The organism is Lutibacter flavus, assembly GCF_900188355.1.
In the GTDB taxonomy this organism is placed as follows: Bacteria; Bacteroidota; Bacteroidia; order Flavobacteriales; family Flavobacteriaceae; genus Lutibacter; species Lutibacter flavus.
The window spans coordinates 201870-224244 of record NZ_FZNX01000006.1 but is presented as its reverse complement, the minus strand read 5'-3'; the positions used below and the strand labels follow the sequence as shown (position 1 = coordinate 224244).

The window sequence follows — 22375 nt, the reverse complement described above, 5'->3', positions numbered from 1 at the left end:
GTTACTTATTCTATTAATTCAAATTAATCAAATCAATATTACTTTGCTTAACTTTTTTATTCAATAACTTAACATCATATTCAAAAATTGAATAAACCTTTTCCAATTCATTGTCAATAAGCTTTATTACTTCATTTTTAAATTCAATAGATTGATCTGTTGGTTTAAAATCTCCAATTGAACTCAATGAGTTTAAATGTGCTAATTTGTTGTTTAATTTAATTGGAAAATTCAAAGGATCCTGATTACTCTTACTTTTTGTTTGATACAATTCATTTTCATGTTTGGTTAAATCCTTTACAATTTTATCAGCCAAATCAATAATTTCCTTGTTTTTTTCTTTATCGGTTATAGATGATTTTAACTGTTTAACCTGATTCTTAATTTTTGTTATATTTTTAAGTGTTTTATGAGTTTCAGTCAATTTCTCTTGAATTTCAATAATAAAATCAAATTGAGATTTTAGTTCTTCTTCGGAAGCTGAACTTCTAGGATCTTTTAATAAAGTGAAAGTTTGTTCGGAATTTAAGATTCCATTAATACTTAATTTAACTGTGTAATCGCCAGGTAAGGCTTTTGGACCTCTTAACGATGCCCACCATAAAATCATACCTTTTACTTTTTCAGCATCTGGGTATTGCATGTTCCAGTTAAATTGATTGGCTCCTTTTTCAACAGTTAATTTTTCTTCTTTTTGATCGGCATCTGGTATTGATGAAAAAGTTTTAATGTGTTTTCCAGAGGTTTCATAAAACGACAGACTTATGGTATCGTTTTCTTCAACATTTTTAACAAAATAATTTATTAAGACCCCACCTGGATGATTTTGACCAGCAGTTTTAGATTTTCTACTACTAGCGCTCATTCTATAGCTATCCATTGGTTTGTAAATAAAATTATCCTTAGCAATTAAAGATTTATTTATTTGATGAAGCGGTGTTAAATCGTCAATTAGCCAAAATGATCTTCCTTGCGTTGCAGCAATTAAATTATCGTTTTTTATAGTTAAATCGGTAATTGGTACAATTGGTAAATTCAATTGAAAAGGATTCCAGTTAGAACCATCGTCAAAACTAATATACATTCCATTTTCTGTTCCTGCATATAACAATCCTGTTCTTTTTGGATCAGAACGTAGTGCTCTTGTAAAATGTTCTGGAGCAATTCCATTTGTGATTAATGTCCAAGATTTACCATAATCTTTTGTTTTGTAAATATATGGAGAGTAATCTCCAGATTTATATTTGGTTCCTACAATATATGCTCCTCCAGCTGTAAACGGATCAATTTCAATACAATTAATCATCATCCATTCAGGCATCTTTTTTGGAGTAACATTTGTCCAGTTTTCCCCACCATCTTTTGTTAGGTATACCAAACCATCATCTGATCCTGTCCAAATTAAATCCTCTTCAAAAGGAGATTCCACGGCTGCAAAAATAGTTCCGTAATATTCAACACCAGTATTATCTTTAGTAATTGGACCACCTGATGGGCCTAATGTTTTTGGATCATTCCTTGTTAAATCAGGGCTTATAACTTCAAAAGATTGACCTTCATTATAAGTTGCATGAAGATGATTTGAAGCAGTGTATAATTTCTTTTTATTGTGTGGAGAAAAGAAGATTGGATAATTCCACTGAAAACGATATTTCATATCTTCGGCACCGTGTCCCATTGGATCATCTGGCCAAACATTTATAGCTCTTCGCTCTCCTGTTTTATGATTTACACGAGTTAATAAACCACCATAACTACCTCCATAAACAATATCATTATTTAATGGATCTACAGCAATATGCGCACTTTCTCCACCAGCTGTGCTTTCCCAATCACTTTCGCTTATGGATCTTCCATTTGTACGATGAGAAATTCTAATCGTGGAATTATCTTGTTGCGCTCCATAAATTCTATATGGAAAATGATTATCGGTTACAACTCTATAAAATTGTGAAGTAGGCTGATTCATCATTGTACTCCAATTTTCACCTGCATCAAAACTTATTTGAGCCCCACCATCATCTGCAATTATCATGCGTTGATTGTCTTCCGGTGCAATCCATAAATCGTGATGATCACCATGAGGAGCATTAAAAGTTTTAAATGTTTTTCCACCATCTTTAGATTGATGGTATTGAACATTCATAACATACACCATATTTTCATCTTGTGTATCGGCATAAATACGAGTATAGTACCAGGCGCGTTGGCGTAATTTTCGTTCGCTATTAATTAGTTTCCAAGTTTTTCCTGCATCGGTTGATTTGTAAATACCTCCATCTTTGTTTTCGATTAGCGCATAAACAATATCGGAATTTACTGGTGAAACTGAAATACCACTAATTCCCCAAAGTCCTTTTGGTAAACCATCATTTGTTGAAATATTTGTCCAAGTTTCTCCTTCATCTGTACTTTTCCAAATTGCAGAACCTTCACCACCACTTGATAAACTGTATGGAGTTCTTCTTACATTCCAGGTTGAAGCATATAAAATACGTGAATTATTTGGGTCAATTATTAAATCAACAGCACCTGCATCAGCATTTGAAAATAACACTTTTTTCCATGAATTCCCTCCATCTTTAGATTTGTATACACCTCTTTCATCACTAGATTTGTACAAATCTCCTAAGACTGCAGCAAATACAATGTCAGGATTTTTAGGATGAATTCTTACTCTTGGAATATGGCGAGAATTTTTTAATCCTATATTTTGCCAGGTTTTACCACCATTTACAGATTTCCACATACCATCTCCAGATGAGACATTTCCTCTAACTGTAACTTCGCCATTACCAACATAAATTACATTATTATCGTATTCGCTCACTGCAACTGCACCAACGGAACCGCCAAAAAATCCATCGGAAATATTACTCCAAGTATTTCCTGCGTCTGTTGTTTTCCAAACACCACCACCAGTTGCTCCAAAATAATAAAGATTGGCTTTGTTTGGAACTCCAGTAACGGCAGCACTTCTACCACCTCTAAACGGACCAATATTTCTCCATTGTAAAGAGTTATAATATTGCTCGCTAAATTTGGATACTATTTTTTGTGCATTAACTTTGTGAGCTGAAATAAAAAAAAGACAGCTTACTAACAGTAAATATTTTTTCATGATTATTGGAAGAATTGAATTATAATAAATTGAATAGTAAAGCTATTAAAAATATTTTTGTTTAAAGCTATTAATAAAGCAAAGTATGGAGTCGTTGAAAATCAATAAAATTAATAAAACTGTAGGTGGAACTATTCAAATAACGGGTTCTAAAAGTGAGTCTAATAGATTATTGGTTTTACAACAATTTTACCCGAATTTAAAAATAGAAAATGTTTCAAATTCAGATGATTCAAAACTAATGCAAAAGGCTTTGGCTAGTTCTCTAAACGAAATTAATATAGGACATGCGGGTACCGCTATGCGATTTTTAACTTCCTATTTTTCGGTTAAGGAGAATTCTGTTATTGTATTAACAGGTTCGCACAGAATGAAAAACAGACCAATTAAAATTTTGGTTGATGCATTACGTGATTTGGGTTCAGAGATAGAATATTTGGAAAAAGAAGGGTACCCACCACTGAAAATAACAGGCAAAAAATTAGATAAAGATTTTGTTGAAATTGAAGGGAATGTAAGTTCTCAATATATATCATCATTGCTTTTAATTGCGCCAACTCTTTATAATGGATTGCGATTAAAGTTTAAAGGAGAAGTTACTTCGGTTCCTTATATAAAAATGACATTAACTTTATTAGCCGAATTAGGAGTTGAGCTTTCTTGGGATGATGATAGTATTTTAATTCAGCCAAAACCAATAATTAATAATAAAACTGTAGTTGTTGAATCGGATTGGAGCTCTGCTTCCTATTATTATAGTTTAGTTTCTTTAAGTCCAAATTCTGAAGTAAAGTTGTCTTCCTATAAACAAAACAGTTTACAAGGTGATTCTGTATTGGCGAAGATTTATGAAAATTTAGGCGTTGAAACTACCTTTGGAGTTAACTCAATAACATTGAAAAATACAGGGAATTTAAATCCTTCAAAACTGATGAATTTAAATTTAATTGGGGCTCCTGATATTGCCCAAACAGTTGTTGTTACTTGTTTTGGATTAGGAATCGAATGTTATTTAACAGGCCTTCATACCCTGAAAATAAAAGAAACAGATAGATTAGTAGCTCTAAAAAATGAAATTGAAAAATTGGGAGGCGTTGTATTAATTACCAACGAAACACTAAATTTAAAATCAACTACTAAAATTAATGAGAATATAAGTATTGCAACCTATGATGATCACAGAATGGCAATGGCCTTTGCACCACTAGCAATAAAGGTTTCTATATATATTGAAGAACCAAATGTGGTGTCAAAATCGTATCCTGATTTTTGGGAAGATTTCGAACAAATTACTAGTTAAAAATCTAAAAAACAAACTTTTATTGAAAATCACTTGACAACGCCTATGCCGATGTTGTATATTTGCGCTCATTCAATAAAATTACTACATGAAATTATCACATTTTAAATTTGAATTACCAGAAGAATTATATGCAGAATATCCTGCAGAACATAGAGATGAGTCTCGTTTAATGGTGTTAAATAGAAAGGAAAAAACAATTGAACATAAACAATTTAAAGACATAATTAATTATTTTGATGAAGGTGATTTAATGTTATTAAATAACACTAAAGTTTTTCCAGCTCGTATGTATGGCGAAAAAGAAAAAACTGGAGCTCGGATTGAAGTTTTTCTATTGAGAGAATTAAATGCAGAAAGTAGGCTTTGGGATGTTTTAGTAGATCCTGCAAGAAAAATTAGAATTGGGAATAAATTATTTTTTGGTGAAGATGAAAGCTTGGTTGCAGAAGTAATTGATAATACAACATCTAGAGGTAGAACTTTACGTTTTTTATACGATGGCTCTTATGAAGAATTTAGAGTAAAATTAGAGCAATTAGGAGAAACTCCTTTACCAAAATATATAAAAAGAGAGGTAGAAGAATCAGATGAGGAGCGTTATCAAACAATTTATGCAAAACATGAAGGTGCTGTAGCGGCCCCAACTGCTGGTTTGCATTTTTCTAAGCATTTAATGAAACGTTTAGAAATAAAAGGTGTTGATTTTGCTGAAGTAACTTTGCACGTTGGTTTAGGCACTTTTAGTCCTGTTGAAGTTGAAGATTTATCTAAGCATAAAATGGATTCGGAACAAGCTAAAATTAGTCAAGAAACTGCTGATAAAGTAAATAAAGCAATTGATTCTAAAAGAAGAGTTTGCGCAGTAGGAACAACTGCTATGAGAGCAATTGAAAGTGCTGTTTCTTCAAATAGCAGATTAAATTCATATGACGGTTGGACAAATAAATTTATTTTTCCACCATACGAATTTAGTATTGCAAATTGTATGATTACAAACTTTCATACGCCAAAATCTACTTTAATGATGATGGCTGCTGCTTTTGCAGGGTATGATTTTTTAATGGAAGCTTATGAAGTTGCTGTTAAAGAAAAATACAAGTTTTATTCTTACGGAGATGCAATGTTAATAATATAAATTATTCTATATATTTTATAGAATTGTGATTCCCGCTTTTGCGGGAATCTTTTTATAAACTAGTTTTTAAAATGGATAAGAAAAAAGACATTCGAGCATTAAGTAAAGATGAAATAAGAGATTTTTTCGTTGAAAATGGAGATCAATCATTTCGTGGAAATCAAGTTTATGAATGGCTTTGGAGTAAAAATGCTCATACTTTTGATGATATGACAAATATTTCAAAAGAAACTCGTAAAATGTTACAAGATAATTTTGTAATAAACCATATAGAAGTTGATAATATACAACGCAGTTCAGATGGAACTGTGAAAAATGCTGTTCGTTTACATGATGGATTAATAGTTGAGTCAGTTTTAATTCCAACAGAGTCTAGAACAACTGCTTGTGTTTCAAGTCAAGTAGGATGTAGTTTAGATTGTCAGTTTTGCGCGACAGCGCGTTTGAAGAAAATGCGAAATTTAAATCCTGATGAAATTTATGATCAGGTAGCCGCAATAAATAAGGAGAGTTTATTATACTACAATCATAAGTTATCTAACATTGTTTTTATGGGAATGGGTGAGCCACTTATGAACTATAACAATGTTCTAAAGGCAATTGAAAAAATCACTTCTGAAGAAGGCTTAGGAATGTCACCTAAAAGAATTACAGTTTCAACTTCAGGAATTCCCAAAATGATTAAAAAGTTAGCGGATGATGAGGTAAAGTTTAATTTAGCTGTATCCTTACATTCGGCAATTGATGAAGTTAGATCTCGAATAATGCCTTTCAGCAAAGCTTTTCCTTTGAAGGATTTAAAGGAGTCTTTAGAGTATTGGTATGCTAAAACAGGAAGTAGGGTTTCTTATGAATACGTTGTTTGGGAAGGAATTAATGATGATAGAGAGGCTATAAATGCGTTGGTGAAATTTTGTAAACATATTCCTTGTAAAGTAAACTTAATTGAATACAACCCAATTGATGATGGCGAATTTCAGCAAGCTAAATCACAGGCGATTGATGATTATATCAGTATTTTAGAAATGAATGATATTATTGTTAATGTTAGACGGAGCAGAGGAAAAGATATAGATGCTGCTTGTGGGCAGTTGGCAAATAAAAAAAGCTAGATTATTTAATCTAGCTTTTTTTTGTTTTATATTTTCCAATATAAATTAGAAAATTAAATTATCGTTTAAGTTTCTTTTTAACTTCAACTTCTTGGTAAGCTTCTATAACATCACCAATTTCAATATCGTTAAAGTTTTTAATTTGAATACCACAATCAAAACCTTTAGTAACTTCTTTAGCGTCGTCTTTAAAGCGTTTTAATGCTGTTAATTCTCCTGAATGGATTACAACACTATCTCTAATAATTCTAATTTTAGAAGATCTAAGTATTTTACCGCTTACTACCATACAACCTGCAATGTTTCCAACTTTAGAGATTTTATAAACCTCTCTAATTTCTACGTTACCAATAACTTCTTCTCTAATTTCAGCAGATAACATACCTTCCATGGCGTCACGCAAATCGTTAATGGCATCGTAAATAATAGAGTAAGTTCTTACATCAATTTCTTCATTGTCAGCTAATATCCTTGCATTTCCAGAAGGTCGTACATTGAATCCAACAATAATTGCATCGGAAGCAGAAGCTAATAACACATCAGACTCTGTAATTGCACCAACACCTTTGTGAATAATATTCACTTGAATTTCTTCAGTTGATAATTTTTGGAAAGAATCAGTTAATGCTTCAACTGAACCATCAACATCACCTTTTAAAATAATATTCAACTCTTTAAAGTCTCCTAATGCTATTCTACGTCCAATTTCATCGAGTGTGATATGACGTTGAGTTCTAACAGATTGCTCACGTTGTAATTGAGAACGCTTGGTAGCAATTTGTTTTGCTTCTTTTTCATCTTCAAAAACGTGGAATCTATCACCTGCTTGAGGTGCTCCATCTAAACCAAGAATTGAAACTGGTGTAGAAGGACCTGCTTTTTTCATTTTATTACCTCTTTCATCAAACATAGCTTTTACTTTACCACTATGTTTACCTGCTAACATATAATCTCCAATTTTTAAGGTTCCTTCCTGAACTAAAATTGTTGAAACATATCCACGTCCTTTATCTAATAATGCTTCTACAACAGTACCTACAGAATTTTTGTTTGGGTTTGCTTTTAAATCTAACATTTCAGCTTCAAGCAATACTTTTTCAAGTAATTCTTCTACACCTTCTCCAGTTTTTGCTGAAATATTGTGAGATTGAATTTTTCCACCCCAATCTTCAACTAATAAGTTCATTGCAGAAAGTTGTTCTTTAATTTTATCTGGATTAGCGTGTGGTTTATCTATTTTGTTTATTGCGAAAACAATTGGCACTCCTGCAGCTTGTGCGTGACTAATTGCTTCTTTAGTTTGCGGCATAACATCATCATCGGCAGCTACAACAATAATTACAATATCTGCAACTTGTCCACCACGTGCACGCATTGCTGTAAAAGCTTCGTGACCAGGAGTATCTAAAAATGCTATTTTTTGACCGCTTTTTAACTCTACACCATAAGCACCAATGTGTTGTGTAATTCCCCCAGACTCACCAGCAATTACATTTTCTTCACGAATATAATCTAATAACGAGGTTTTACCGTGATCTACATGTCCCATTACTGTAACAACAGGAGCTCTTAACTCTAACTCTTCCTCAGTATCTTTATGTTCTTCAATAGATTCTTCAACTTCAGCACCTATAAAATCTACTGTATAATCAAATTCTTCAGCAACTATGGTTAATGTCTCAGCATCTAAGCGTTGGTTCATTGTAACCATCATTCCTAAAGACATACAAGTTGAAATAATGTCAGTTACAGGAATATTCATCATTGTAGCAATTTCACTTACAGTTACAAACTCTGTAACTTTAAGTACTTTACTTTCAATTGCTTCTAATTCAGCATCAATATCTGTTTGTTGACGATGTTGATCTCTTTTATCTCTTCTGTATTTTGCTCCTTTACCTTTTTTAGACTTACCTTGAAGTTTTTCTAAAGTTTCTCTAACTTGTTTTTGAACATCAGCTTCAGATGGTTCTTCTTTTACAATAGGTTTTCTTCCTCCACGTTGAGGTCCTCTTTTTGCAGGTCCTCCTCTATGTTGAGCTGGTCTAACTACTCTTTTTTCTCCAGGAGTTGTAGCTTTTTTAATTCTACGACGTTTCTTTTTATTGGCCTCAGCAGCAGAATCTTTTTTAGCACCCGCAGCTGGTTCAACTTTTTTAGGTTTAGGCTTTTTCTCAAACTGTTTTAAGTCGATTGTTTTACCTGTAATTTTTGGACCAGATAATTTTTTATATTGTGTTTCAATTGTTTGTGGAACAGCAGTTTCGGTTGATTCAGTAGTTTGCTCAACTGGTTTCTCAACTTCTTTTTTAGGTGCTTCTTTTTTTACAATTGGTTTTTTAATTTTTTGTGGTTCAGCTGGTTTCGCTTCTTTTCCCGAAACTTTAGGTTCTTCTTTTTTAGCAATTGGCTTCTCAATTTTAGGAGTATCTTTAACTTTAATCTCTTCAACTACTTCAATTTTTGGCTCAACTTTTTTAACCTTTTCTTCTACCACAGGTTTTACTTCTTCTTTTTTAACCTCTTCTACAACTTCAATTGGTTTTGTTTCTTCGACCTTTGCAGGAGCAACAACCTCTTCCTTTTTAGGTTCAATTTCAATTTTACCAATTGTTTTAACTTCTAGTTTTTCGGCTTTGGCTTTAACAACAACTTGTTTGGCTTCTTCTTCTAAGCGCTGCTTTTCTTCAAGAGCAACTCTTAGAGCTTCTTTTTCTTTTCTTTTCTCTTCACCTACTTCTTTAGAAGCTGCTTTTTTACTTTTGTCCGTTTGAAAACCATCCAACAATACTTGGTACTCCTCATTAGATATTTTTGTAGTTGGTCTTGCCTCAATATCATGTCCGTGACTTGTTAAGTGCTCAACCGCCCTATCTAACGAGATATTTAATTCTCGTAATACTTTGTTTAATCTCAATGTTTTGTTGTCAGCCATATAATTTATTTTTAGCCCAATTGTTGTTGTTGAATAATTTAAAGATTAATCTTCAAACTCGTCTTTTAATATTTTTTGAACTTCTAAAATAGTTTCCTCTTCTAAATCAGTTCTTTTTACAAGTTCAGCTACATCTTTTTCAAGTACACTTCGTGCTGTATCTAAACCTATATTTTGAAATTCTTTTATAACCCAAGCTTCTATTTCGTCAGAAAACTCTGTTAATTCAACATCATCTTCAGCCTCAATTCCTTCACGCTGAACATCTAATTCGAAACCAGTTAATTGTGAAGCTAAACGAATGTTAACTCCATTTTTACCAATTGCTTTAGAAACTTCCTCAGGTAATAAAAAAACATCAACTCTACCTTTTTTACCATCTTCTCTTCCTTCTTCTTCATGAATTTTCATTGAAACCACTTTTGCAGGGCTCAATGCTCTGGCAATAAAAAGTTGTGTGTTTTTTGTGTAATTAATTACATCAATATTTTCGTTTCCTAATTCACGAACAATTCCGTGAATACGAGATCCTTTCATACCAACACAAGCACCAACTGGATCAATTCTATCATCATAAGAATCAACAGCAACTTTAGCTTTTTCTCCCGGTATTCTGGCAACACCTTCAATAGTAATTAAACCGTCAAATACTTCTGGAATTTCTTGTTCAAATAATTTTTCTAAGAATTGAGGTGATGTTCTTGAAAGAATTATAACTGGTTTGTTACCACGTAACTCCACGCTTTTTATGATACCACGAACCGATTCACCTTTTCTAAAATAGTCAGAACGAATTTGCTCACTTTTTGGTAAAACAATTTCATTTCCATCATCATCTAATAATATAATGGCATTATGACGAATATGATGAACTTCAGCACTGTAAATATCACCTTCTAATTCTTTAAAGTGTTTAAAAGTATTAGTGCTATCGTGTTCATGAATTTTTGAAATTAAATTTTGGCGTAATGCTAAAATTGCTCTTCTACCTAAATCGATTAATTTAACTTCTTCAGAAACATCTTCCCCAATTTCAAAATCAGGTTCGATTTTTCGAGCTTCAGAAAGTTCAATTTCTTCATTATCATCTTCTGACATTCCATCAGCAACAACAATTCTATTCCTCCAAATTTCTAAATCTCCTTTATCTGGATTTATAATTATATCAAAATTATCATCAGATCCAAATTTTCTTTTTAAAGCAGCTCTAAATACCTCTTCAAGTATTGACATTAGCGTAACTCTATCTATGTCTTTATCTCCTTTAAATTCTGAAAATGAATCAATTAAAGCTATATTTTCCATGCATTCATTTAATTAAAATAATATTTTCACTTTTGCTTCTAAAATATCTGCAAATTGTATAGTTGCTTTTTTAGCAACTGTAATTTTACCTTTACCTATCGGTTTTGGTTCACGAGTATTCCATTCCAAATTAATACTTTCTTCATCCACACTCTTAAGATCTCCTAAAAAACTAGAATTATCCTTAAGTTTAACTTGTAATTTGCGATTTATGTTTTTAATATATTGTCGCTTTACTTTTAAAGGATTTGCTATATCTGGGGAAGTAACCTCTAAAGAAAAATCTTCTTCTTCTCTATCTAAGCTATGTTCAACACCTCTACTAATTCTTATACATTCCTTTAATGGAATTCCATTATCGCCATCTACCTCAACATAAATTTTATTATCAGGTAGAAAATTTAGCTCAATTAAGAATAACTCTGGGTTCTCTTCAATTGCTTGATTTACTAAATCTTTAATCTTTGCTTTATCCATTATTAGTTTATAAAAAGAGGGGACTTTACGTCCCCTCCTTTCCTCTTCCTTTATTAATTTGGTGCAAATATACTAACATTTTTTGAAATGATAAAAAATCGTACTTCTTTTTAATTTAAAATTCTTAACTTTACAATACGTTTCCCATTAAAATAACTAAATTTTATGAAAAGTATATTAGTTCCAGTTGATTTTTCTATTCAGGCTCAATATGCGGCAAATGTTGCATCAATAATTGCGAGGCAAACAAATTCGAAAATATATTTATTACATATGCTTGAATTACCTTCTGGAGTTATTGATCCTTCAAGCTATGGCACAACAAGTAATGCACCTACATCATTATTATTTTTGAAAAGAGCTCATGAAAAATTTCAAGAATTTAAAGAACTACCTTTTTTTGACGGTATAGAAGTTGAAGATTCTGTTCAATTTCATAAGGCGTATGATGGAATTATTGGTGAAAGCACCAAACAAGATGTTGATTTAATTGTAATGGGTTCGCAAGGCGCATCTGGTTTAGAGGAGATTTTAGTTGGGTCAAATACAGAAAAAGTAGTTAGAAATTCCGAAATACCTGTTCTGGTTGTTAAAAAAGATATTGATAATTTTAAAATTGAGAATATTGTTTTTGCCTCTAATTTTAAACATGATAATAGAGATTCATTTCAAAAAATATTAAATTTTACTGTGTTATTTAACGCTAAATTACATTTACTAAAAATTAATACAATTCATAATTTTGAAACAACTAAAGATTCGAGTGATGCTATTAGAAGTTTTATAAATGGATTTGATTTAGGCGATTATACGTTAAATATTTACAATGATGTTTCAATAGAGGCTGGAATTCTTAATTTTTCAAAATTAATTGATGCAGATATTATAGTACTTAATACACATGGGAGAAGAGGTCTTGCACATTTATTTAATGGTAGCATAGGAGAAGACTTAGCAAATCATGCAAAGCTTCCAGTAATTACATTTAAATTGTAATAAAAGATATAGAAAAAGATTAATATTTTAATTTTTTTGGTATTTCACAAACAGGAATTGGATCCATTTTGTGTTTATTTGCATTGTGTAGTTTTGTATAAATTTCTATTACTTTTCGTTTTCTTCCTTCATAATCGTTTGCAGACTTTCCTTTTGAGATACTATTCATAGCCCACTCTAATTCAGGGTATGAAGCTCCAATTTGATCTTCATCGGTTCTATCATCACCCCATAAACCATCAGTTGGTGCAGCTTTTATTATTTCATGATTCACACCTAAATACTTGGCGATTTCATATACTTCAGATTTCATTAAATCTGCAATTGGGCTTAAATCTACACCGCCATCACCATATTTAGTATAAAAACCAACACCAAAATCTTCAACTTTATTTCCTGTTCCAGCAACTAAATAGCCATTTAATGCTGCAAAATAATAAAGAGTAGTCATTCTTAATCTGGCTCTTGTGTTTGCTAAAGACATAAAACGATCTTCTTCATTTTCAACTTTTGGGAAAGCAGCAACTAAACTATCAAAAACAGGTGTTAACTCAATTGTTTGAGATTCAACTTTCGAAAAATTTTGTTTTAACCAATCAATGTGATTAGAAGCTCTGGTTATTTGATTTTTAGCCTGATGTATTGGCATTTCAAGACATAATAAAGGTAAACCAGTTTTTGCACAAAGTGTTGAAGTTACTGCAGAATCTATTCCCCCAGAAATTCCAATTACGAAACCATTTATTTTTGCATTTGTAGCATAATCTTTTAACCAAGAAACAATGTGTTCAACAACTTTTTCAGTATTCATAATTAAACTAATTTAGTATTTTTATCGTTTAAAAAATAGAAGTGTAAATATATAAATTAATGGATAAATTTTTAATTATTGTAATTGTTTTATTTTCAATGGTTTCGTGCAAAAAGGATACTGTTCTTGATGTTGATGTTTCAAATATTAAGGTTGATGTTTCAATAAATAGGTTTGAACAAAAATTTTTCAAAGCAACTGATAGTTCGCTATTAAATCTTAAAAATGAATATCCTTATTTATTTCCAGTTCAAAATCCTAATAGTGTTTGGTTGAATAGAATTAATAATAAAGACGAAATTGCTTTAAATAAAGCTGCTCAACTTGTTTTTAAAACAATGGATAGCGAAAAAAAAGAAATTGAAAGTTTGTTTAAACACATAAAATATTACCAATCAAATTTTAATCCTCCTAAAATTATTACGCTAATTACAAATTTAGATTATGAGAATAAGGTTGTTTATGCAGATAGTTTATTATTTGTATCCCTAGATATGTATTTGGGAAAAGACAACGAGTTTTATAAAGAATTTCCATCATATATATCTCAAAATTTTGATAAGTCACAATTGGTGGTTGATATTGCTAAAGAAATTGGAAGTAATTATTTTTATCCAAATAAAAAAAGGCAGTTTATAGATTTGTTAATTAATGAAGGAAAAAAAATGTATTTACTAGATTGTTTTTTGCCAAGATTTTCTGATGCAAACAAAATGGGTTATTTAACGGAAGAAATAGAATGGGCAAAAATGAATGAAACAGAAATCTGGAAATATTTCATAGAAAAAAAATTATTGTATAGTTCAGATCCAAAATTATCTTCACGCTTTATTGAAAATGCTCCATTTTCTAAATTTTTTATTGATATAGATAAAGAATCTCCAGGCAGAATTGGTGTTTGGTTAGGATGGCAAATTGTGAGATCTTATATGAAAAATAATAATGTAACTTTGCAACAACTTTTGAAAACAGATGGAGAAGAAATATTTAAAAAATCAAAATACAAACCAAAAAAATAATGGCAGTAGCTCATAAATCAAAAATTGAATTTACAGTAGGTTTAGACGAAAATAAAGTTCCTGAAAAATTAAATTGGACAGCTGAAGAAGGTGGGATATCAAATCAAGAAGCAAAAGCTTTAATGATTTCAGTTTGGGATTCTAAAACTAAAGATACCTTGAGAATGGATTTATGGACAAAAGATATGCCTATTGACGAAATGAAACAATTTTTTCATCAGACTCTGGTTTCAATGGCCGGTACTTTTGAAAATGCTACTAACGATGCTAAAATGACCGCAACAATGCGTGATTTTTGCGATTATTTTGCTGAAAAGTTAGAGCTAAAAAAGTAGATTCTTTCATTCCTGCGAACGCGGGATGGTCACCGATTTATTTGGCTAAAATGTTCTTAATTACCTCTTTATAATCTTCAGGATTATTTACAAAATCTTTATCCGAAACATCAATAATTAGAGTGTTTAAATTTTCTTCGGTTTTAATAAAGCCAGAATAACCTTTGTGTATTTTATCTAGATAAGCAGGCTCAATTTTTTGCTCATACTTTCTTCCTCGTTTTTTAATATTTTCAATTAATCTTGGGGTGTTTTGATATAGATAAATATATAAGTCGGGTTTAGAAATTTCTTTATACATAATGTCAAACATCTTTCTATATAAAAAGTATTCTTCTTTTTGTAATGTTACCTGAGCAAAAATTAATGATTTAAATATATAGTAATCAGAAACAATGAAGTTTTTAAATAGGTCAAATTGTGCTAAATCGTCAGAAAGTTGTTGGTATCTATCAGCTAAAAAGCTCATTTCTAAAGGGAAAGCATATCGTTCATTGTCTTCATAAAATTTCGGTAAAAAGGGATTATCCGCAAAACGCTCCAATATTATTTTGGCATTAAAGTCTTCTGCAATCATTTTGGAAAGTGTGGTTTTTCCTGCGCCAATATTTCCTTCAATGGCAATATAATTATATTTTTCAGAAATAGAAATAGGCCTTTTTAGACTATATTCTGTTTTTTCTATATTACTATCATCATTACAGTTTTCAAGACAAACTTGTATGCGTTGTTTCTCAATTGGATGCAGTAAATTAGGTGTGATTTCAGCAAAAGGAACCATTACAAATTTTCTGTTTAGCATGTCTTTATGAGGAACTATTAGTTCTTTCGAAAAAATTATCTCATTATCAAATAATAAAATATCGATGTCTATGGGTCTTGCTTTATATCCTTTTTCAGAATTTTTTTCTCTTCCTAAAATTTGTTCAATTTCTTGTATGGTTTTTAATAAGTTTTCTGGGTTTAAACCAGTTGAACTTTCAAGGCAAATATTGAAAAAATCATCGCTATTAAAACCCCAAGATGCAGTTTTATAAACAGATGAAATTTTTGATATAATTCCAACCTTTTCAGCAATTAAATCAACTGCTTGCTGTAATATTTCAAGTTTATCGCCTTGATTACTTCCTAATGATAAATATGTAGTTCTTAAAATTTGCATAAAGTGACTACAAAGAAAAGAAAAGTATTATTTAAAAATATATCTTTGTCGCTCAACTTATAAACATTTAAGTTTTTATTTAAATTACAGTTTACATGAAATTTTTAAGAAATTTATTAGCTTCAATTTTTGGGACATTAATTGCGTTAGGTATTATTTTTATGCTATTTGTTTTTATAGCTTCTATAGTTACAGAAAGTGAGAAGGTTGGCGTGAGAAAATATTCGGTTTTAGAGATTAGGTTAGATTCTAACATTAAAGACTTTGCGCCAAAAAGTGATGATCCTTTTGAGAATTTACTTGGTTTTAGTGACAATAAAATTGGCTTAAATGAGATTATTAATGCAATTGAGAATGCCAAAACAGATCCTAATATTGAAGGAATAAGTATCAATGTTCTTGGTATACGTGGGGGTATTGCTCAAACACAAGCCATTAGAAATAAATTAGAAGAATTTAAAGAATCAGGAAAATTTATAAAAGCTTATGCTGATTTTTATGACCAAAAATCTTATTATTTAAGTTCAGTTGCGGACTCGATTTTTATAAACCCCTTTGGTAGAGTTGATTTTAAAGGACTTTCTTCAGAAGTATTATATTATAAAGATATTGAAGATAAAACTGGTGTAAAAATGGAAGTGATTCGCCATGGAAAATATAAAAGTGCTGTTGAGCCATATTTATATAATGAAATGAGTGATAATAATAGGGAGCAAATTACAGCTTTTTTAAAGTCTTTATGGAATGAAATGCTTGTTGACATGTCAAAAAGCAGAAATAAATCAATTGATGAATTAAATAATATTGCGGATAATTTATCTGCTAGAAATGCAAATTTGGCTGTTGAAAATAATATAGTTGATGGTAAATTATATAAAGATGAATATGATAACAAATTAAAAATTGCTTTAGGTTTTTCAACCGATGAATTATTACATACAATAACTCTGGAAGATTATATTTCCACAGGTAAAGGTCGTTTAAAGGCTTCGGCCTCAAATAATATAGCAGTTATTTATGCGCAAGGAGCTATATTATATGGAAAAGGCGATGAAAATTATATTGGTCAGGATTTAATTATTAACGCTTTAAGAAAAGCGAGTAAATCAAATAATGTTAAAGCTATTGTGTTAAGGGTTAATTCTCCAGGTGGTAGTGCCCTAACTAGCGAATTAATTTGGAGGGAGCTAGAGCTTACTCGTAAAAAACTACCAATTGTTGTTTCAATGGGTAATGTAGCAGCTTCTGGGGGGTATTATATAGCATGTAATGCGAATAGAATTTTTGCAGAACCAACTACAATTACTGGGTCAATTGGTGTTTTTGGAACCATTCCAAATATTAGTAAATTAGCTGGTAAAATTGGTGTAAATGCAGAGCAGGTTAGTACAAATAAAGGTGCAAATTATAGTGTATTTGAACCTATGACTGATGAATTTAGAGCTGTAACAACAGAAGGTGTAGAGCAGGTTTACAATACATTTTTAGAAAGAGTAGCTAAAGGCAGGGGAATGTTAGTTGAAAATGTTGATAGTATTGCTCAGGGAAGAGTTTGGTCTGGTGTTGAAGCTTTAAAAAATGGATTAGTGGATGAACTTGGAAGTTTAGGCGATGCTGTTTCTTATGCAGCAGAATTGGCTGATATAACTGATTATAAAGTTAGAAATTATCCAAGTTACAAAAAGGACTTAGAAGATAGGTTTAATAGCTTCTCACTTGTAAAATCAAAAGAAAAGATATTTAAAGAAGAATTAGGTGAAGCTAATTATAAAATCTACAAAACAATTAGTGAGATATCAAAATTAGAAGGAATTCAGGCTAGACTTCCATTTATTATGGATATTAAATAAAAATTGAAAAACACTAATTTTCCACATTTACAAATTACCCGTTAACGATGTAATATTAACCTACAACGATATAGTTAGCGGATACTTGTTAAAATAGAATATATAATAGAGAATAGTGTTGTAGTGTAAAATTCAAATCTGCCATATATTTGTTATGTAATAATTAGAGTATTTCAAAGATGAATACATATTAATACTATTATATTTGGTTAACTTGTTAAGTGAGGTCTAGTTTGAGTTTAGACCTCATTTTCTTTTTATAAGGTTTTGTAATTTAGAAAAGCATTTATTTTTAGCTTGAATTATTATAAAAAAGATGAAAAGGAGTCTGAATTATTTTTGAACAACAAGCTGCTTCATTTCATTTCTATATTTTAAAGGACTTCTTCCTGTAAACTTTTTAAATAGCTTATTAAAATGTGAAAAATTATTGAAGCCACTTTCAAAACAAATTTCTGTAATGCTCGTTTGATTTTCTGAAAGTAGTTTTGTTGCATGAACAATTCTAAACTCGTTCACAAATTGTGTAAATGTTTTACTTGTAGATTTTTTAAAGTACCTGCAAAATGCTGGAACAGTCATACTTACTTTTTCTGCAATTTCATCTAGAGGAATAGATCTGTTAAAATTGTTACTTACAAAACTAAAAATAATATCTATTTTTTTATTGTCTTGTGGTTCAATTTCAAAGGCAAAACCATCAACATTTAAAAGAGAATAATTTTTTGTTTCTGCAAGGTCTTTTAAAATTTCTAAAAAATGAATTAACCTATTCATTCCTTCATAATTTACTAAAGATTCAATTTTAGGACCAATTTCTTTTTTCGCATCAACATTAAATAGTATTCCTTTTTTAGCTTTAGCAAATAAACCTTTTACTAAATGCATTTCGGGAATATTAATAAAATTTTCACCTAAAAAATCTTCTTTAAATTGCACAACAATTTCAGATCCATTTGTAGTAAATCTATCTGCAAAACCACTATGAGGCAAGTTAGAACCAATAAGAATTAATTGACTGTTGTTAAAATAAGACAAATGACTTCCAATGTGTCTTTTCCCTTTTGCTTTATTTACATATATTAATTCTAATTCAGGGTGGAAATGCCAAAAAGGTAAGTCGCTCTCAACCTTATTGTTATGTTTCTTTACGCGTATAGAACTCCCAAATTCGGGGTTTAATTTTTTAAATGTGGGCTTAATATTTTTCATAGTAAAAACCTTGTGCACAAATTTAATTATAATAAGTTAAATTAACTATGTACAATTCACATTTTTATATGGTTAATTACCGCAACATCTAATTGATGCTATTTTTACGGTGAAAATAACATATAAATTAGAGAATTATGAAGTAGGTAAAGGAAACTTTTGAAGCTATATTTGCCATACAAAAAGTGATGCAAAAATAAACATATGGAAAATCTTATTAAAATTAATTCGAGGTTTGGCTTCGGTTATCGAACAAAGACGGGAATAAAAGTCAGAGAAAACTCCATTGTTAAAGTGAATTCGAACGAATCTAAGAAATTGAATTTAACCTTAAATGATGTTGAAGAAAATTATGAGGTATTTATTAAGGATAGCTATGGAGCTGTTTTATATAGAGAGTATTTTCATAAATCGGAAATTTCAAATGATTTTGATTTAAAATTATTATGTGAAGGGACTTATTATGTAGAAATTGCTAATCTGTCAATTATTAATATGATTCCTTTTGTTGTAAACTCTAATTCGGCTTTAATTAGTGAAACTGTTTATTTTAAATTTATAAAAAATACTGAGTTTGGAACTATGTCTTTAAAAACGGCCTGATAAACTCTATAAAAATATTTAATCACTAATAATTAATTTAAGGAAGTTTAATTTAGTGATTTCCCATAAAATTTATATCCGGATATCTTAATAAATCAATTTATTAAGATATCTGGATTTTTTTAATCAATTAATTACGCTTTCTATTCAAGACTGTATTTATCAAATTACGTTTAATTCACTACTTTATGTTCTAAATTAACTTAATAATTTATTAACATTAATATAACGGTTAAAAAAGGATATAAATATGAAAATTGTGAGGTGGAAAGTAGTAGTGATTCAACATACATTTGTGGTATACTAATTTAAAAAATTAAAGATTATGAAAAATTTTGTTAAAAGTAGTTTGCTTGTTGTAGCAATGCTTATGATTACAGTAGGTGTGGCAAAAAACATTGACCCTAACATTAAGGTTAGATTAATTGAGTCAAAGTTAGTTCAATTGACAATGAACGGTGGTCTTAGAATGGTAGAGGTTTCTGTAAAAGACAAAAACGGTGAAATCATTTACCATGAAAGATCAGAAAATTTAAATCTTTCTAAAAAGTATGATTTAAAGAATCTACCAATGGGTGATTATTATATGGAAATTGAAAGTCTAACTAAAATTAAAGTTGTTCCGTTTAAAGTTTTATCTAATTCAATTGATTTAATAGAAGCTGATGAGATTTCATATTACAAACCAATTGTAAGAAAAGAAGGGACAGGTGTATTAATTTCAAAGTTAGCTTTGAACAACGAAAATCTTGAAATATTTCTGTACGATGCAAGTGGAAATATATTATATACCGAAAAATTAGAGGGAAATGCTGTTTTAAAAAGAAAACTTAATTTAATGAATCTTAATTCTGGAGATTATAATTTAGTTTTAAGAAGTAACGGAAAAACATTTTATGAAACTATTATGTTATAACAATAGTAGTAGTAAAATTAAATTTAGTTAAAAAGAGGTTTCATTTTGAAACCTCTTTTTATTTTCTACTATATGTTACAAAACTATAATTGTATTTGTTTTTCTCATCCATTTTAAAATCTTTTCTAGTGTCTTCTTTCCAAATATCAGCATCGATTATAGGGAAAAAGGCATCTGCGTCAAATGAATGATGCACATAAGTTAAATCTAGTTTGTCAGCAATTTTAATTGCTTGATTGTAAATTTCTGCACCTCCTAAAATATAAGGATTTTCGTCAGTTTTTGCGGCCTCTAAAGCCTCTTCTAGTGAATTAACGACAATGCAGTTTTCAACTGTATAATTTGGATTTCTTGTAATAATTATTGTAGTTCTATTAGGTAAAGGTTTCCCAAGTGATTCAAAAGTTTTTCTTCCCATAATAATATGGTGATTTAAAGTAACTTGTTTAAATCGCTTTAGGTCAGCTGGTAAATGCCAAATTAATTGATTGTCTTTTCCTAAGGCATTGTTTTCTGCAATTGCAGCTATAATAGTTATCATTTGTTTTCTAAATTGCTCGGAGGGTTTTCTTTTTTTTTTAATTCGGATGCATACTGCTCACTTTTAGCTTTTAGTTTGGTTTTCAGAGCTATATCTTTTTCTAATTTAGCAATTTTAAGTTCTTGTTTTAATACTAATTTTTCTGTTTGCTTTTTTTCCCATTCTTTCCCCATAAATTTGTGAGTAACAAAAACATTTACAAAATGTAATACCCAAAAGAATAGCCATATAATTATAGCCCAAACAAACCAGTCTTCTATAAAAGTTTCTCCAAATTTTAAAACTTTATTAACTACAATTAAAAAAACAGACCCAATTATAAAAATAACAAAATGACGATATAATCGTTTTTTTTGTTTTGTGCGATTGCGCGCATTTTCGTAAAGTTCATATTGTTCATCCATAAAAAAAGCTTACATGCTTTTAACCCATTCTTTTATATATTCTGTAAAATTACTAGTTTCATTTTCTTGTTGAAATTTATCATTTGCCAAGACTAAAAAACTTAAAATATTTTTATCTGAACCATTGAAAAGAGCATCAATAGATTTTAATAAATCGTCATCATCTATTTCAATGATTCTTTCTATTATTTTATTTTTTAATTGTAGTGAATTCATTTTGCTTTTTCTTTTAGTGACCTTAAAATTAATAATTGTTTTTCAAAAACAGTATTAAAGAATTATTAATTTTTTTAACAATTTTTTTTTAAACAGCAACAGCTCCTTTAATATGCGGATGCGGATTGTAATTTACTAATGTAAAATCTTCAAAAGTAAAATCAAAAATATTTTTAATGCTTGGGTTAATTTCCATTTGAGGTAATGCTTTTGGTTCTCTAGATAATTGTAATTTAATTTGTTCTGAGTGGTTGCTATAGATGTGTGCATCTCCAAAAGTATGGATAAAATCTCCATATTCTAAGTCACATACTTGGGCCATCATCATAGTTAATAGAGCATAAGAAGCAATATTAAAGGGCACTCCTAAAAAAATATCTGCACTTCTTTGGTATAATTGACAAGATAATTTCCCTTCGGTTACATAAAATTGAAAAAATGCATGACAAGGAGGTAAAGCAGCTTTCCCATTTGCTACATTTTCTGAAAAAGAAACTGAAGTATCAGGTAAAACACTTGGATTCCAGGCCGTAACTATCATTCTTCTACTATCTGGATTTGTTTTAATGGTATTAATAACTTCTGTAATTTGATCTATTCCTTCGCTATTCCAATTTCTCCATTGATGTCCGTAAACAGGTCCTAAATCACCATTTTCATTAGCCCAGGCATCCCAAATTTTAACTCCATTATTTTTTAAATATTCAATATTGGTGTCACCTTTTAAAAACCAAAGCAATTCATAGATAATAGATTTTAAATGAAGTTTTTTAGTTGTAACCATTGGAAAACCTTTATTTAAATCAAATCGTATTTGATACCCAAATACACTTTTTGTACCGGTTCCAGTTCTATCTTCTTTAAGAATTCCGTTTTCTTTTACGTGTCTAATTAAATCTAAATATTGTTTCATTCTATCGTA

General features: G+C 30.0%; 20 protein-coding genes. 9 read left to right on the top strand and 11 right to left on the bottom strand.

Going from position 1 to position 22375, the window contains the following annotated elements:
• Positions 1–13 precede the first annotated feature (13 nt).
• Positions 14–3121 (bottom strand): WD40/YVTN/BNR-like repeat-containing protein, encoded by a 3108-nt coding sequence (locus CHB63_RS16110; protein ID WP_089379508.1) that lies wholly within the window; start codon positions 3119–3121, stop codon positions 14–16.
• 85 nt (positions 3122–3206) lie between these two features.
• On the opposite strand from CHB63_RS16110, the gene CHB63_RS16105 reads away from it, so the two are divergent.
• The 3 genes from CHB63_RS16105 (at position 3207) to rlmN (ending at position 6671) form a co-directional block, all read left to right on the top strand.
• Entirely contained in the window at positions 3207–4421 is a 1215-nt protein-coding gene (locus tag CHB63_RS16105) for a 3-phosphoshikimate 1-carboxyvinyltransferase (RefSeq protein WP_089379507.1), read from the top strand.
• A gap of 88 nt (positions 4422–4509) precedes the next feature.
• The gene (gene queA / locus CHB63_RS16100; RefSeq protein ID WP_089379506.1) at positions 4510–5559 is read left to right on the top strand and encodes a tRNA preQ1(34) S-adenosylmethionine ribosyltransferase-isomerase QueA; all 1050 of its coding nucleotides are present in this window, start codon (positions 4510–4512) and stop codon (positions 5557–5559) included.
• Positions 5560–5630: 71 nt separating this feature from the next.
• Positions 5631–6671 carry a 23S rRNA (adenine(2503)-C(2))-methyltransferase RlmN gene (gene rlmN, locus CHB63_RS16095; RefSeq protein WP_089379505.1) on the top strand — a complete coding sequence of 347 codons (1041 nt, stop codon included), beginning with the start codon at positions 5631–5633 and terminating at the stop codon, positions 6669–6671.
• Positions 6672–6729: 58 nt separating this feature from the next.
• Here the strand turns inward: rlmN and infB are convergent, their stop codons facing one another.
• Genes infB through rimP form a run of 3 tightly spaced genes read right to left on the bottom strand, consistent with a single transcriptional unit; the run spans position 6730 to position 11388 of the window.
• Positions 6730–9606: a translation initiation factor IF-2 gene (gene infB / locus CHB63_RS16090; protein WP_089379504.1), complete on the bottom strand. Its 2877-nt coding sequence runs from the start codon at positions 9604–9606 to the stop codon at positions 6730–6732.
• Positions 9607–9651: 45 nt separating this feature from the next.
• A complete protein-coding gene (nusA, locus tag CHB63_RS16085) occupies positions 9652–10911 on the bottom strand; it encodes a transcription termination factor NusA (protein WP_089379503.1) in 1260 nt (419 codons plus the stop codon).
• Positions 10912–10923: 12 nt separating this feature from the next.
• Positions 10924–11388: a ribosome assembly cofactor RimP gene (rimP, locus tag CHB63_RS16080; RefSeq protein WP_089379502.1), complete on the bottom strand. Its 465-nt coding sequence runs from the start codon at positions 11386–11388 to the stop codon at positions 10924–10926.
• A gap of 165 nt (positions 11389–11553) precedes the next feature.
• Here rimP and CHB63_RS16075 point away from each other — a divergent pair, with 165 nt between their 5' ends.
• Positions 11554–12384, top strand: coding sequence for a universal stress protein (locus CHB63_RS16075; protein ID WP_089379501.1), 831 nt, complete (start codon positions 11554–11556; stop codon positions 12382–12384).
• Positions 12385–12403: 19 nt separating this feature from the next.
• On the opposite strand, the gene nadE is transcribed toward CHB63_RS16075, so the two are convergent.
• Positions 12404–13195, bottom strand: a complete 792-nt coding sequence (nadE, locus tag CHB63_RS16070) for an NAD(+) synthase (RefSeq protein WP_089379500.1) — start codon at positions 13193–13195, stop codon at positions 12404–12406.
• Between the two features lie 59 nt (positions 13196–13254).
• Between nadE and gldB the strand changes: the two genes are divergently transcribed.
• Positions 13255–14214 (top strand): gliding motility lipoprotein GldB, encoded by a 960-nt coding sequence (gene gldB, locus CHB63_RS16065; RefSeq protein ID WP_089379499.1) that lies wholly within the window; start codon positions 13255–13257, stop codon positions 14212–14214.
• Complete coding sequence (gene gldC / locus CHB63_RS16060) at positions 14214–14549, top strand: gliding motility protein GldC (protein ID WP_089379498.1); 336 nt, start codon at positions 14214–14216, stop codon at positions 14547–14549. Before gldB ends, gldC begins: the two co-directional genes overlap by 1 nt.
• 37 nt (positions 14550–14586) lie before the next feature.
• On the opposite strand, the gene folK is transcribed toward gldC, so the two are convergent.
• Positions 14587–15711, bottom strand: coding sequence for a 2-amino-4-hydroxy-6-hydroxymethyldihydropteridine diphosphokinase (folK, locus tag CHB63_RS16055; RefSeq protein ID WP_089379497.1), 1125 nt, complete (start codon positions 15709–15711; stop codon positions 14587–14589).
• A gap of 95 nt (positions 15712–15806) precedes the next feature.
• On the opposite strand from folK, the gene sppA reads away from it, so the two are divergent.
• Positions 15807–17561 carry a signal peptide peptidase SppA gene (sppA, locus tag CHB63_RS16050; protein WP_089379496.1) on the top strand — a complete coding sequence of 585 codons (1755 nt, stop codon included), beginning with the start codon at positions 15807–15809 and terminating at the stop codon, positions 17559–17561.
• 333 nt (positions 17562–17894) lie between these two features.
• On the opposite strand, the gene CHB63_RS16045 is transcribed toward sppA, so the two are convergent.
• Entirely contained in the window at positions 17895–18773 is an 879-nt protein-coding gene (locus CHB63_RS16045) for an AraC family transcriptional regulator (protein ID WP_089379495.1), read from the bottom strand.
• Positions 18774–18977: 204 nt separating this feature from the next.
• On the opposite strand from CHB63_RS16045, the gene CHB63_RS16040 reads away from it, so the two are divergent.
• Together CHB63_RS16040 and CHB63_RS16035 are read left to right on the top strand one after the other, a co-directional pair.
• Complete coding sequence (locus CHB63_RS16040; protein WP_089379494.1) at positions 18978–19376, top strand: hypothetical protein; 399 nt, start codon at positions 18978–18980, stop codon at positions 19374–19376.
• 325 nt (positions 19377–19701) lie between these two features.
• Positions 19702–20292: a hypothetical protein gene (locus CHB63_RS16035; protein WP_089379493.1), complete on the top strand. Its 591-nt coding sequence runs from the start codon at positions 19702–19704 to the stop codon at positions 20290–20292.
• 58 nt (positions 20293–20350) lie between these two features.
• Here CHB63_RS16035 and CHB63_RS16030 read toward each other — a convergent pair whose 3' ends face one another.
• The 4 genes from CHB63_RS16030 to CHB63_RS16015 form a co-directional block, all read right to left on the bottom strand.
• Positions 20351–20833, bottom strand: a complete 483-nt coding sequence (locus CHB63_RS16030) for a dihydrofolate reductase (RefSeq protein WP_089379492.1) — start codon at positions 20831–20833, stop codon at positions 20351–20353.
• Positions 20830–21237: a 2TM domain-containing protein gene (locus CHB63_RS16025; RefSeq protein WP_089379491.1), complete on the bottom strand. Its 408-nt coding sequence runs from the start codon at positions 21235–21237 to the stop codon at positions 20830–20832. Before CHB63_RS16025 ends, CHB63_RS16030 begins: the two co-directional genes overlap by 4 nt.
• 9 nt (positions 21238–21246) lie before the next feature.
• Positions 21247–21453, bottom strand: coding sequence for a hypothetical protein (locus CHB63_RS16020; RefSeq protein ID WP_089379490.1), 207 nt, complete (start codon positions 21451–21453; stop codon positions 21247–21249).
• A gap of 88 nt (positions 21454–21541) precedes the next feature.
• Entirely contained in the window at positions 21542–22366 is an 825-nt protein-coding gene (locus tag CHB63_RS16015) for a thymidylate synthase (protein WP_089379489.1), read from the bottom strand.
• Between the last annotated feature and the right edge of the window lie 9 nt (positions 22367–22375).

Excerpts from the sequence above, each read along its gene's own strand:
- CHB63_RS16110 (WP_089379508.1), bottom strand. The coding sequence starts at position 3,121 with ATGAAAAAATATTTACTGTTAGTAAGCTGTCTTTTTTTTATTTCAGCT.
- CHB63_RS16105 (WP_089379507.1), top strand. The coding sequence starts at position 3,207 with ATGGAGTCGTTGAAAATCAATAAAATTAATAAAACTGTAGGTGGAACT.
- queA (WP_089379506.1), top strand. The coding sequence starts at position 4,510 with ATGAAATTATCACATTTTAAATTTGAATTACCAGAAGAATTATATGCA.
- rlmN (WP_089379505.1), top strand. The coding sequence starts at position 5,631 with ATGGATAAGAAAAAAGACATTCGAGCATTAAGTAAAGATGAAATAAGA.
- infB (WP_089379504.1), bottom strand. The coding sequence starts at position 9,606 with ATGGCTGACAACAAAACATTGAGATTAAACAAAGTATTACGAGAATTA.
- nusA (WP_089379503.1), bottom strand. The coding sequence starts at position 10,911 with ATGGAAAATATAGCTTTAATTGATTCATTTTCAGAATTTAAAGGAGAT.
- rimP (WP_089379502.1), bottom strand. The coding sequence starts at position 11,388 with ATGGATAAAGCAAAGATTAAAGATTTAGTAAATCAAGCAATTGAAGAG.
- CHB63_RS16075 (WP_089379501.1), top strand. The coding sequence starts at position 11,554 with ATGAAAAGTATATTAGTTCCAGTTGATTTTTCTATTCAGGCTCAATAT.
- nadE (WP_089379500.1), bottom strand. The coding sequence starts at position 13,195 with ATGAATACTGAAAAAGTTGTTGAACACATTGTTTCTTGGTTAAAAGAT.
- gldB (WP_089379499.1), top strand. The coding sequence starts at position 13,255 with ATGGATAAATTTTTAATTATTGTAATTGTTTTATTTTCAATGGTTTCG.
- gldC (WP_089379498.1), top strand. The coding sequence starts at position 14,214 with ATGGCAGTAGCTCATAAATCAAAAATTGAATTTACAGTAGGTTTAGAC.
- folK (WP_089379497.1), bottom strand. The coding sequence starts at position 15,711 with ATGCAAATTTTAAGAACTACATATTTATCATTAGGAAGTAATCAAGGC.
- sppA (WP_089379496.1), top strand. The coding sequence starts at position 15,807 with ATGAAATTTTTAAGAAATTTATTAGCTTCAATTTTTGGGACATTAATT.
- CHB63_RS16045 (WP_089379495.1), bottom strand. The coding sequence starts at position 18,773 with ATGAAAAATATTAAGCCCACATTTAAAAAATTAAACCCCGAATTTGGG.
- CHB63_RS16040 (WP_089379494.1), top strand. The coding sequence starts at position 18,978 with ATGGAAAATCTTATTAAAATTAATTCGAGGTTTGGCTTCGGTTATCGA.
- CHB63_RS16035 (WP_089379493.1), top strand. The coding sequence starts at position 19,702 with ATGAAAAATTTTGTTAAAAGTAGTTTGCTTGTTGTAGCAATGCTTATG.
- CHB63_RS16030 (WP_089379492.1), bottom strand. The coding sequence starts at position 20,833 with ATGATAACTATTATAGCTGCAATTGCAGAAAACAATGCCTTAGGAAAA.
- CHB63_RS16025 (WP_089379491.1), bottom strand. The coding sequence starts at position 21,237 with ATGGATGAACAATATGAACTTTACGAAAATGCGCGCAATCGCACAAAA.
- CHB63_RS16020 (WP_089379490.1), bottom strand. The coding sequence starts at position 21,453 with ATGAATTCACTACAATTAAAAAATAAAATAATAGAAAGAATCATTGAA.
- CHB63_RS16015 (WP_089379489.1), bottom strand. The coding sequence starts at position 22,366 with ATGAAACAATATTTAGATTTAATTAGACACGTAAAAGAAAACGGAATT.